14 protein-coding genes are annotated in these 11,576 nt (G+C 63.9%); all 14 read right to left on the reverse strand.

Features of this window, described 5'->3' with window-relative positions:
• Nucleotides 1-14: 14 nt before the first annotated feature.
• On the reverse strand, nucleotides 15-1,058 hold the full coding sequence (locus HU760_RS16695) for a phage late control D family protein (RefSeq protein WP_186678530.1): 1,044 nt from the start codon (nucleotides 1,056-1,058) through the stop codon (nucleotides 15-17).
• Nucleotides 1,059-1,116: 58 nt separating this feature from the next.
• Nucleotides 1,117-1,326, reverse strand: coding sequence for a tail protein X (locus HU760_RS16700; protein WP_019098343.1), 210 nt, complete (start codon nucleotides 1,324-1,326; stop codon nucleotides 1,117-1,119).
• Nucleotides 1,301-2,146, reverse strand: a complete 846-nt coding sequence (locus tag HU760_RS16705) for a phage tail protein (protein WP_186678534.1) — start codon at nucleotides 2,144-2,146, stop codon at nucleotides 1,301-1,303. The genes HU760_RS16700 and HU760_RS16705 overlap by 26 nt, the downstream gene beginning before the upstream one ends.
• Before the next feature lie 9 nt (nucleotides 2,147-2,155).
• On the reverse strand, nucleotides 2,156-5,089 hold the full coding sequence (locus HU760_RS16710) for a phage tail tape measure protein (protein WP_186678537.1): 2,934 nt from the start codon (nucleotides 5,087-5,089) through the stop codon (nucleotides 2,156-2,158).
• Between the two features lie 132 nt (nucleotides 5,090-5,221).
• Complete coding sequence (locus HU760_RS16715; protein WP_186678539.1) at nucleotides 5,222-5,518, reverse strand: phage tail assembly protein; 297 nt, start codon at nucleotides 5,516-5,518, stop codon at nucleotides 5,222-5,224.
• 48 nt (nucleotides 5,519-5,566) lie between these two features.
• Nucleotides 5,567-6,076 carry a phage major tail tube protein gene (locus HU760_RS16720; protein WP_186678542.1) on the reverse strand — a complete coding sequence of 170 codons (510 nt, stop codon included), beginning with the start codon at nucleotides 6,074-6,076 and terminating at the stop codon, nucleotides 5,567-5,569.
• 12 nt (nucleotides 6,077-6,088) lie between these two features.
• Nucleotides 6,089-7,255, reverse strand: a complete 1,167-nt coding sequence (locus HU760_RS16725; protein WP_186678544.1) for a phage tail sheath subtilisin-like domain-containing protein — start codon at nucleotides 7,253-7,255, stop codon at nucleotides 6,089-6,091.
• A 92-nt stretch (nucleotides 7,256-7,347) separates the two neighbouring features.
• The gene (locus HU760_RS16730) at nucleotides 7,348-7,803 is read right to left on the reverse strand and encodes a hypothetical protein (RefSeq protein ID WP_122048367.1); all 456 of its coding nucleotides are present in this window, start codon (nucleotides 7,801-7,803) and stop codon (nucleotides 7,348-7,350) included.
• Nucleotides 7,804-7,810: 7 nt separating this feature from the next.
• Nucleotides 7,811-8,542: a hypothetical protein gene (locus HU760_RS16735; RefSeq protein WP_122048368.1), complete on the reverse strand. Its 732-nt coding sequence runs from the start codon at nucleotides 8,540-8,542 to the stop codon at nucleotides 7,811-7,813.
• Between the two features lie 2 nt (nucleotides 8,543-8,544).
• Entirely contained in the window at nucleotides 8,545-9,231 is a 687-nt protein-coding gene (locus HU760_RS16740) for a phage tail-collar fiber domain-containing protein (RefSeq protein ID WP_186678546.1), read from the reverse strand.
• Nucleotides 9,228-9,950: a phage tail protein I gene (locus HU760_RS16745; RefSeq protein ID WP_186678548.1), complete on the reverse strand. Its 723-nt coding sequence runs from the start codon at nucleotides 9,948-9,950 to the stop codon at nucleotides 9,228-9,230. Before HU760_RS16745 ends, HU760_RS16740 begins: the two co-directional genes overlap by 4 nt.
• Entirely contained in the window at nucleotides 9,947-10,927 is a 981-nt protein-coding gene (locus HU760_RS16750) for a baseplate assembly protein (RefSeq protein WP_186678555.1), read from the reverse strand. Before HU760_RS16750 ends, HU760_RS16745 begins: the two co-directional genes overlap by 4 nt.
• Nucleotides 10,924-11,250, reverse strand: coding sequence for a GPW/gp25 family protein (locus HU760_RS16755; RefSeq protein WP_019096799.1), 327 nt, complete (start codon nucleotides 11,248-11,250; stop codon nucleotides 10,924-10,926). The genes HU760_RS16750 and HU760_RS16755 overlap by 4 nt, the downstream gene beginning before the upstream one ends.
• A gap of 2 nt (nucleotides 11,251-11,252) precedes the next feature.
• Nucleotides 11,253-11,534, reverse strand: coding sequence for a hypothetical protein (locus HU760_RS16760; RefSeq protein ID WP_186678557.1), 282 nt, complete (start codon nucleotides 11,532-11,534; stop codon nucleotides 11,253-11,255).
• Nucleotides 11,535-11,576 lie beyond the last annotated feature (42 nt).

Genomic DNA, 11,576 nt, shown 5'->3' on the forward strand with positions numbered 1-11,576 from the left:
GTGCGGCTTTGGGATTACAGCTGCTCGACCCTGAGCGGCTTGTCGTCTCTCTTCTTTTTGCCCGAGGCCTTGGCTTTGCCCTTCTTGCCGCCGTTGCATTCCACGGTGGTAGACCAGCCGCTAGCGGTGAATACCTGCTCGACGCTGTCCACCAGGTAGTCACCATCCAGGCCGACCTTGAAGCCTTGGGCGTTGATCGTGCATTCGGCAAACAGGTCAGTACGCCCGGCCATTTCCAGGCGCACACCGGCGGTGCTGCGGTTGAACGCGGCCAGGCGCGCCTTGGCGGCCTGCTCGGCGGCGGTCTTGTCGGGGTAGATATGGCGGTCGGTATGCACCGGGGGCAGGCCGTCGGGGGCCTCGTCGTTGTCCAGCTGGACCACCTGCAGCGCACCAGTCTTCTGATCTTGGTGCTGGGTCCGCACAGCCTTTTGCGCGCCGCGATCCCCGAGGCGAAACTGGTAACGCTCGACGTCTGTTTTGTTGAGGGTTACGACCTGCAGGGCCTTGCCGCTGATGCTTTTCCCACCCTGCCGGGGGATGACCAACAGCTTGCCCTCGGCCACTTTGGCGGTGCTGTCGTACTGCTTGGCCAGGCGCGTGACGAAGTTGAAGTCCGACTCGTTGCGCTGGTCGACGCGCTCGATCTTGGTGGTTACCGGGCACACCGGTTCCCAACCGTTGCGCTTGGCCACATCGTTGACGATTTGCGACAGCGGCACGTTTTCCCAGCTGCCGCTACGCACGGTCTTGCCGCTGCCGCGCATGTCGCTGGCCTTGCCGCGAATGGTCATGGTGTCCGGCGGGCCGGACAGCTGCACCTCGTCGACGGTAAAAGCGCCCATGCGCTTGAGGGGCTGGCCTTCATAGCCCAGCAGCACCTCCACCCGACCGCCACGCCCAGGGAGCGCAACAGCCTGGTCACGGTCGTCAATGCGCAGCTCGAACTCGTCCGACTCCATGCCGGGCTTGTCCGATATCCGCAACAGCAACAGGCGGTCATTGATCAGCGCGGTAATGTCCTTGCCATCCGCGACGATACGGTACGTCGGTTTCATGCTTGCTCCAGAAATGAAAAACCCGCACAGGGCGGGGCTCGTTACGCGTAACGCCGGGTTATCGGTCGAACAGCTGCAGCAGTTCCACCGCCGGCGCCGACAGGTCGGGCAACTGGATCAGCAGGCCAGCGCGGTACGGCTGCACCTCCCTGGCCAAGTCCGGGTTGGCCTCCAGCACCGCCTCGACGGTGCCATTGAGGTGCCCGTAATGGTGCTGGCAGATCACATCCAACAAATCCCCGCTAGACGTTCTGCAGATCGTTGCCATAGCTCACAAACTCCAGGGTGAACCCTTGTTTCCGGGGGATGCCACCTGCCAGCAGGTGGCCCTGTTCTTCCTCCACGCTCACCAGGCACCAGTCGCCCAGTACCTCGCCGTAGCCCGTGACCAGCTTCAGCGCCTGCAGGTTGCGGCCGATGCTGCGCAGCACGGTCAGCTGCTTAATGCCGCCCTTGTGGTGCGGGAAGATCGCGCCCTTGAGCGTTATCTTTTCCTCACCCAGGCCAACGGCTTGCTGCGCCACACTGCGGCGCAAGCGTTCCTGGCCGGCCCAGCGGAACGACGCCTGCCGGCGCAGTTCGTCAAAAGCGGCGGTGTCCAGGTTGAAGTAATACGGCTGTAGCTTGGGGTCGTGCGGCTGGATGATCAGCAGGTGGGGAAACGGCGCGACCGCCTCGGGCAGTGGCGTGGCCGAGCCCAGCAGCCCGCCCGAAGGTAGGATGTTGGCCAGCGACGGGCTAACCAGTCCCGCCACCCGCTTGGCCTCGGCCGTGACCTTGGCCGCCATCGTCTTGAACGTGCCCAGGCGCTCCTGCACCTGGGTGGCGCCGGTGACGGCACGGCTATACATCGAAGCCACTTGCCCCACCTGGGACTGGGCCACGTTGATACTACGCACGATGCGCCCTAGCTTTTCCCCGGCCTCGTGTCCGACAAACGGGATGTTTTCCAGCTCGGATGCGGCGCCTGTGATGCTGCCGACAGCACCATTGAGCGGTGACAGCATGCCATCCACCCCCTTGCGCCCAGCCTCCCCAGCTGAAACCAGCCCGGATAGGGACGATTCCAGCTGTTCCATGTAGGGCATAGAGCCTCCTTAAACGTGTGGTTGATCGAACAACTGGGCCGACGCCATGCGCGCCTCCGCTTCGCGCTGCCAAGCCTCAAACAGGCGGCGCAGCGGCGACTCAATTTCGCGCACCAGCTGCTCTGGCTCTTTCACATCCCCGAGTACCTCGACCTTGATCGACGGTGCGAACGTAAAGGCCTGGTCCACCTTCGGCGCCGGCGGCTTGAGCGGGGCCGCCTGGGCTGGCTTAGCCGGCTCGGGGAGCTTTGGTTCCGGCCCCTTTGCCTGGGTCGGCATGTCGCGCACCACACCACCCAACGCATCCGGCCGGGGCGCCGGCTGGGTGGCCGCTTGGTGTGTCGGGACCTGGGCGGCTTTGGTCGGAGTTGTCGCCAGCACCAGAGGTGCCACCGGTGCTGCCGGGACCATCAGCGCGTGCGGTGCTGGCATGACCACCGGCCTAACCTGTGGCGGAACGGGGTCGGCCGCGCTGGCCTTGGGCTGGCTGCGCACGGACTCGCCCATGGTGGGCTGCACCGGCGCCGGCTTGCCAGCCTCGAGCACGACCGGATTAACAGGCTTGTTCCCCTGCGGCTGCAGCGTTACGCGTAGCGCCTCGCCTGGTGCCGCCGGCACCGGCACCTTTTCTTCCGTCTCGGGCGCTTCTTCCCCAAACCAGCGCTTACCCAACCAACCGCCGATGGACTCGCCACCGAGGCCGCCCAGGGCCGCCCCGACGATGCCACCCACAGTAGTGCCAATGACCGGCACAATCGAACCAATCGCCGCACCTGCTGCTGCTCCCGCCATGGCCCCGGCCATGCCGCCCGCCACGCCACCGTAACCCTCGGCCTTCTCGTCTTGGGTTTCGGCATTCAGCGCTACGTCGAGCACGCCGGGCACCGCATCAATCAGCTTGCCCCCAGGCAGCTTGCCGGCAGCCTTGGTGATGCCGCGCACACCTCGCACCATGCGCCCCAGCCTGTTTGCCTCGGCAGCACCAGCGAGCGCCGTAACGCCCGCCGTTGGCACATGCGCCTTGGCTGCGGACGGAACAGGCGAGCGCCGCGCATTGGTCGACGTACCAGCTCGACGCCGCCGTCGACGGCGTGCACGACGGCTACCGGGCTCGGCAGGCCCAGAAGAGGCGACGCTACCGCCGACCCGTCCAATAGCGTCGGCATTGACTACAAACACGCGCTGCGGATCGCTGTCGGCGATTGGGGCGGGATCATTACTGGTCGTCGCTCCAAACACCTTGCCCAACGCACCCAAACCGGTATCGAGTACCTTGTTGCCTGTCTTGGGCAGTTTGATGGGCGCCTGTGCAGCACGGCCGGCGAAACGCTCCAGGCCACGGCCGCGCGCGATGTTGACCACACCCTTGCCGATCTTGAACGCGCTAGACGCGGTCCGTAACGCCAGGATGGCCGCCACGGTACCAGCAATGCCCGTCACGACCGCCGGGAAGGTGTCCGACAGGGAGGTGATGCCACGGGCAACCGCTGTCAGCCCTTTGGCCGCCATGTCAGTCGCTGGGCGGATGGCATCGCCAATGCTGCGCATGGCGTCGTCAGCCGCTTGCACCGTCTCTGCCCATTGCTGGGCCGAGGTTTCGCGACGCTCGGCCAGGTTCTTGTCGAGGATGCCGCCGACCTTCTGCACGTTGGCAGAGTTGGCCTTCAGCTCCTCATACAATCCCCGGTTCTGCCCGTAGGCGGTCAGCGCCGCCTTGACCTGCATGTCGGCAAAGATATCGCCGGTACGCAGGGTCTTCTCCAAGGCGTCCAGTGCTGCCCTGGCCTTCTCCGGGTCGACCTCCTTGTCGATCTGCGCCTTGGCCGCCTCGATCTTCTTGGCCTTGTCCGGGTCAGTCTTTTCAACGTACTTCATGGCCAAGGCCATGGACGCCTCAATGACATTCATCCCCTTCTGCAGGCCGGTATTCAGCGAAGCCTGATAATCGATGCCAGCGTCTTTGTAGGCCTTGACCACGTCGCCGGAACCGATTTTCTCCATCCAGTTCTTGAGGTTGTTGGCAGCCTCGTCAGAACCACCGGCGGTCTTCATCTGCACCTGCAGCATGGAGCCCAGCGAAGTCACCGCATCCAGCCCGGTGATGCCGCTCTTCTCCATGCCGGCCAGCAGTTGCGGGAACCACCGGGCCATATCGCTGGCCTCGAAGCTACCCGCCTGCCCTTGATAGGCGATCGCCTCCAGCGCCTGTTGCATGACCTTCGGATCGCTGATCTTGGCGTTCTGCTCGAGCGCCTGAATCATTGACGCCGTGTCGACGCCCGAGGCGCCTTGCCCGACGGCGAACTTGGCCGCCACCGGCGCGTAGGCCAGCGCTTTATCCAGCTCCATGCCGGCGCCGACCAACTGATTGACCAGGGCGGCCACGTCGTTGCGCGCCATCCCGGTGTCAGCGGCCGTGCCAATTACCGTCCGGGTTAGCTGCTGTTCCTGGGGCTTGTTGACGATGTCAGCCTTGATCGCAATGTCGCGGATGATCGCCTGGTAATTCGCGCTGATCATCGTCGGCGCAGCGACAGCGGCCGTGGCAGCCACTGCCTTCCCTACGTTCGACTTGAGCGATTCCTTGCCCGCCTGCAGCTGCTGGTGTCCCTTCATCTGCAGACCGGTGGCACGAGCTTCGCGGCCAAGGCGCTCATACTCGCGCTTAAGGCGCCCGACTTCGACGCCCTGGTTGCGCAGCGCCTCAAGGTTGCCGTTCAGCTTGCGCAACAGCTTGTCGGCACCGGCAGCACCACTGTCGTGGGCGCGCTTCCATTCCTCACGCAGCTTGATGGTTTCGCCAATCGTGCTTTTTAGCACCTTGGCCCTGTTGCCCTTGGCCTCCAGTCTCTGGATGCCGTTTTCAACCGTTTTGAATGCGGCGCCTACCGATGAGGCGACCGTGCCGCCGATCACCAGCGCTAACGCTAGTTTGTTCGCCACCGGAGCCCCCTATGCAAAGCTCAATCTGTAAGCCACCAGACCACGTCGGCATAGGACATGGTCATGATTTCCTCGGCCGAGAAATTCAGCTCGGCCGCCAGTCGCTTGGCGGCGGCCTTCATCGTCTGAGGATTACAGTTCGTCTTCTCGCACCAGAAAGGTATAACCGGACGAGATACGGTTGTAATCCTTGTAGGTCAGGCCCTCCAGGTCCTTGATACTGACCTCGGCCAGGGAGGCGAACAGGTTCAGTTCGCGTTGCTCGTCGTCGCCATCCGAGGTCTGGCTGGACAGGCGCATATCGCGCACGGTCGGCGCGCGCAGGGTGATTGTGTCCACCTTGATACCATTCATCTCGGCTGGCTTGGTCAGGGTGACGGTGACATTTTCGGCGGTCAGCTTGAGGTACTTCGGTGCTGGCTTGCTCATGACTCGGTGTCCTTGAATCTGAAAAGGATGCGGAAAGGTTGCCGGGGATTACAGGCCGAGGTCGCGGCGCTGGCTGGCCAGCTGGTCTACACCGTTGATGACGCGCTTCATCGCCACGGGATCGATCTCATAGATAACCTCACCACCGACCTCGAGCTTGTAGTAGGTCAACGCCACGGAGTGCTTGAACTCAGCCTTGTCGCCCGGCTTCCAGTCCCCCATATCCAGCTCTTTCAGGGTGCCGCGCTGAGTGACGATCACCGCTTTGGTCTCGCCCCGCTGGCCCTTGAACGAACCCCGGAACGTCCCGTTGAACGCGTTGCCGTCAGCCAGGCCGAAGAACTTCAGCGACTCCTTGCGCACGCCGGTGGTGGTGAAGTTGGACTCCATCTTGTCCATGCCCACATCCATCTCAATCGGCATATCCATGCCACCGGGGCGGTGCTCTTCCATCTTCAGCGTGAGCTTGGGTAGGGTCAGGCTGGGCACATCGCCCTGGAAGCTGATCCCGTCCACAAACAGGTTCATGTTGGCCAGAATTTCGGGAATCATTGCCATGTGATGCGCTCCTTACGCGACTTGGTCGAGGACTTCGGTCAGCCATTGATTGGTGACCTCGATGCGGAAGTTGGGGTTCTCGGCCGGCGGAACATCGGTGAAGCGGATGTTCCAGTACACCTTGCCCTGCTCCAGCTGGCTGGCCGTGTTCAGCACCGGGTCGGCGTAGACCTCGAAGTTGATGATTGCGCCCTGGGCTTTCAGATCGCGCATGAAGGCCTGCAGGCCTTCGGTTACGTCGCGGATATAGGTCGAGGTAATACCCCGGTCCACCGCCCACTTGTGCCCGTACAGGATCGCGTCCATGACCATGTCCATGGTTCTCACGCGGGTGACGAACGCCCACTTCGGATCGCTCGACAGCGTGCGGTTACCCCACAGGCGGAATCCGTCGTCACGGATGATGGTCGCGATATTGGCGTTGTTGAGCAGGTTGGCCCGGCACGTCTCATCGCCATCCAGGTACTCGATGGCGCGGGTGGTGCCGGTGATGCCGACGAACTCTTTGTTCGATGGCGAGGACCAGAAGCCATACTCACTGTCGGTCCAGGCGAACACGCCTGCAGCCCACGCCGAGGCCGGCGCGTCGATCGTCGCGTTGGTAGCGGTGTCCCATACCTGCACGCCCGGATCGACCATGTAAATGCGCTTGGAGCCGAACGACTTGGCGTAGGCGGTCGCCGCCTCGTCAGTGGTGTTGGGGCCGTCGACAATTGCCACGGCGCGCAGTTTTTCTGCAATCGACTGCATTGCGGTCGCGACCGCCTGAGTCGCGCTGTGCTTGGGCGCGACGATCAGGCGTGGTTGGGTGTTGAAACGGCTCTTGCCGTCGAGCAGCGCCTGCAGGCCGGTACGTTTGCCGCTGGCCTGCACTCCACCAATGATCGCGGAAATCTGCGCGGCGGCGTCGGCGCCCTTGGCCACGCCCGTGGCGACGATAACCGCCTTGGAACGCGTATAGATCGCCCGGCAGGCCTTGGTGATGGCGGCATCGGCACCGAACGCGGCAACGGCCTCGCGCTCGTTGGTAATCAGCAACAGGTCACCGACCTTAGCCGAGACGTTCGCGCCCTCGGTGAAGGTATCGACCAGGCCGATGATCGAGGAAGACGGCAGCGCGACATTGCGCGCGCCGGTGTCCACGTTCGTTACGGTAACGCCGTGAAAGAATCCAGCCATGGAAAGCTCCAAAAGAAAGGGCCGCACGCGGCGGCCCTGCAGAAACGAAAACGCCCCGAAACCGGGGCGCTCAAGGGAATGCGGCGAGAGTGTCAGACGGCGCCGGGCACGCTCGCGCGGATGGCGTTGATTGCCTCGTCTGCGTAGGCCTCGGCCTGCGCATGGGTAGTAGCCTTGAGCACCTCGACCTTGCCTTTGAGTCGGGCTGCGCGGATCGAACAGACCGCCGCGTGCCAGACCTGCGCCTCCTGCAGGATCGACTCAGCCGCCTCCGAGGGCTCGACGCCCTGGGCCTCGACCATGGCCTGTACAGTCAGCGGCACCTCACCGGCGTAGCCTGCCAGCTTGAAGGCCTTCGCCTCGGCCTCGGCCAACTGGTTCTCGATAGCGCGCAGCGGGTCGCCCAGTGTCGCCGCCAGCGCCTGGTCGGCCGCCTGCTCGATTTGCTGCTGGGCGACCAGCAGCGCAGCCCCGATGGGCAGCGCCTCGAAGTCAAAGCCGTTATAGGTGCTGTCGCCGTAGACGACGTTCAGAAAGGTTTTTTGCATGGTTGCCTCACAGGCTCGACAGGTTAGTGATGACGTGGCCTACATCCTTCGACAGGGTGCCGGCGGCGATGCCGGGTATCAGCAGACCATTGAGTGCAGAAGGCACCGCCGTGCCGATCATCGACAACACGAACAGTACGGAGCCCGGACCGAACAGCTTGCCCCGGTAGGTGCCGCGCAGCTCGAATGCACAGTTGTACATGCGCAATTGCATCAAGATCGGCGCCGACGAACCGCTGGCAAACACAAGGGCGTAGTAAGCACTCAGCTCGCCAGCGCTCGAAGCCGGGAGACTGACCGTCACGTTCACCAGCTGTACGGTTGAGTCGTTCGATAGCCAGAACGACCCCACGCGCAGCTGGGTGTCGCCCTCGGGCATGAACTCGTTGCAAATGAGCTTTCGGCCCGATCCTGCAGCGCCAGCAACGATTAGCCGCCGGCCGGTCAGGTTGATGTGCTTGTCCAACACATAATCCTTGGACAGCCACGCCTGCACCCGCCCCCCGTCAGGGGTAGCATCGACAGCCCGCTGCAAGGTCTTGAATGGACTGGCCTCGGTGCCCAGGCCATTGGCATCGTCCCCCAGCTGCTGGTCTACCCAGTAGACACGGACAATGGACGGCGCGGCGGCGACAGCTGCAGACACAGCTGCATCAATCGCAGCCTTCTTGCCGCTGTAATAGTCGACCAGCTTGTTGTTAACCGCGACCAGCGCGGCGATTTCGGTTTCAAGGCTCATGGTTATGATCCATAGATGTGTTGGAGAACGGTGTATTGAAGGGCCATGAGGCCCGTGGCATTGGCAACCGTCGCGCTCAGCAGAGCATCACGCGTTTCGGAAGCGGACTTTTCGGCAGTAGCCATGCGGTCCAGCAGACCGCCGATTTGCTCCCCCGCAATGCGCTGCAGGCGCTCTTGGCTGGCCAGCCGCTCCTCCTGCTCCCGGCCCCGAAGCTGTTCGGCAATAAGCGCCGTAGCCATCGCGGCCAGAGGCTCAGCCAGCGTCAGGTTTAGGCCGGCGGCCGTGCTGATGATGGTCACGCTATCCGCCGGCAGCGCCGCCAGCGACAGGTCGTAAGCAAGCAGTAGGTCGATGTTGGCGGCCTTGTAGGCCAGGGCCTCGGTGAGGTGCGACCAAACTGCCAACAGCGTGCCGTCCGTGAGAAAAATGCCAATCTCGCGGACCCAGTAGCCGGTCGTACCGGACGCGACAGCGGTCAGGTGCAACAGGGTGCTGCTCAGCTTCTCGCCACTGGAAATCGGAAAGCGCGCCACCTCGTTGCGCAAGGTCTTTTGATCTGCTGACGGGGTGTAGGCCTGGCTGCCCAAGGCGATAAATCCGATTTCAGCCGAGAGACCGGTTTTCGTCGCCGTTAGGATCGCAGCCAGGCCGGCCTTGGTGATGACAGGTTGCAAACCTGTACTCATAGAACAGCCTCCATGTAGCCCCGCACGACCGTGCGCACCTGCGCCGCGTTGGCCACCAGCGGGGCACCTTCTGCTTGAATGGGTACGCCCTGCGCCTCGGCAAACCGCCGGGACACACTGGACGCGTTGATGGCGTTGGCAAACAGCGCCGTCTGCGCTGTGGGATCGACCGGCACCGCCTGGGCATCCATGGACTGATGCTGCACGGCACGCGCCTGGAACGCGTTACCCAGCACCAGGCCGCCGTCAAAGCGCGCACCCAGCCGAAACTCGTAATGGCTGCGCTCGTTCTTCGCCGCGTCGACCAAAGCACGCAGGCGCGCGCCCAGCTCGGGCGAGATAATCGAACCCTCGCCCGCCCGGTTGTCATTGGCCCAGGCCGTGACCTGGAATGTGTACGGGGCAGCGTTCGGTATTTGGTGCCACTCCCTGAACTCCCCATTGACTCGCACCGCCTTGAGCACTCGCCGGATTGCGCCAACGGTGCCCTTGGTCTTGTGTACCGGGATCGCCTCGCGACTCAGCGCGCGGCGCTGCTCGTCGGTGTAGGCCGCTTCCCAGCCTTCAACCTTGAGCGCCCAGCCCAACCAGGGCAGGAAGTTTGGCGGGCAGCGCGCCGAGTCGGCCACGCCCCGAATAATGTCCGGGTCCACACCGAACTCGCCGGCGCGTTCCAGTGCGCGCTCCAGCAGCGTGGCGTTATGCGGTAACAGGCTCATGTGACCACCTTGGTGGTAAGGGCAATGGACGTGGCACGCGGGTAATGCCGCTTGTCACACACCACTCCTGCCGCCGGCTTGATCAGGTCGACACGACTGATGCCCGTTACGTGTAACGACGCGTAGACGGCCGAGACGGGCAGTTGCCCCTCCAGCCGACGCGCTGCGGCAATGGCCTTGTCCAGGCTGGCCCTGGCCGCCGCAAGGACAACGTCAGGGTCTGGCCCGGCCTCCACCCACAGCACCGCCTCAACCTGAAAGTCAGTCGGGATGCCGCCCTGTACGCGCGGCCGATCCGTCACCGGTCGCACGTCATCGGCCGACAGCGCCTTGAGAACAGTGGTCACCAGCTGCGCCTCCGACACGGTGCTTTCAGGCCGTGCCAACACGGCCAGAGAAACATCGCCAGGCAGCGGGTTGGCCAGGCCAGCATCGTAGTCGCAGACCACGACAATGGCCCCGGCCGGCAACTGCGCTTTAACCGCGGCTGGCACCGGCACCCCGGAAAACCGGGGCGAATCGACCGAAACGTGCACCAGCTCGGCTGACGAACTCAGCGCGTGATATTCATACGCCCCGCTACTGCCGGCGACGGACAGTGCCTCCAGCGACAGCCGCGTGCGGTAGCGCAGCGCTTCGTCGCTTTCCATCACCGCCTCCAGGGGCGGCACCACGTCGGGGTCAGCCGCGCGGATGGTCAGGCGTTGCACACCGTAGTCAGCCGCGCGGTTGTCGAGGTCGGCGCCCTTGGCATAGGCGAGCAAGCTGGCCTTGGCCGCCGCGTTGACACGGGCGCGCACCATCAGCTCACGGTAGGCCATGACCTCCATCAGCTTGACCACCGGGTCGGATTCCAACAGCGCGGTCCACTGGTCGCCCATATGGGCGCGGAAAATACCAAGGACCTCCTGATACAGCGTCTCGAACGCCAGGGTTTCCACCACGTCGGGCGGGGGCAGTAAAGACAGGTCAATCATGCGCTCACCTCAACTACGGCCGAGCTACCCAGATACTGGCCCGTCAGCAACAGGCCGATTTGGCCATCCAGCACCGAAACGACCTTGACCCGCTCCAGCTGCAGGCGCGGTTCCCAGCGGCCCAGGGCGCGGGCAACCTCGGCCTGCACGGCGCTTTTCCAGCCCTCGTTAACCGGCAGGTCGACAAAGCGGCGCAGGTTGCAGCCGTATTCAGGCCGCATCCGGCGGCTACCCAGGGGCGTGGTCAGGATGTCCTCAATCGACTGTTTCAGATGATCGAGGCCGGTGGATTTCTGGCCGGTCCTGCGGTCCAGGCCGATCATGCTTAGCCATCCAGCTGCTGCAGGTCGGTATGGCCACGCAGGAACGCCAGCGCCTCGGCGTCGTTGGCCTTGACGGTCACGCGGCCGGCCTGCACCTTGAACTCGCGCAGGTCATCACCGGCCTGCAGGAATAGCGAGCGCGAGGTGAAAACGCGGTCGGTGAAGGTCACGCCGGCCGGCTCAGCGGCTGCAACGACGGTGTCGGTGCCGTCGGCACCAGGTGCAACTGCGGATTCGGCCGCATCCGTTGCCGCGTCAGTCTCGGCGGTTTTCTTGACTGCCATATGTGATGCTCCAGAAAAGACAAAGCCCGCGAATGCGGGCTG

Source organism: Pseudomonas oryzicola (genome assembly GCF_014269185.2).
In the GTDB taxonomy this organism is placed as follows: domain Bacteria; phylum Pseudomonadota; class Gammaproteobacteria; order Pseudomonadales; family Pseudomonadaceae; genus Aquipseudomonas; species Aquipseudomonas oryzicola.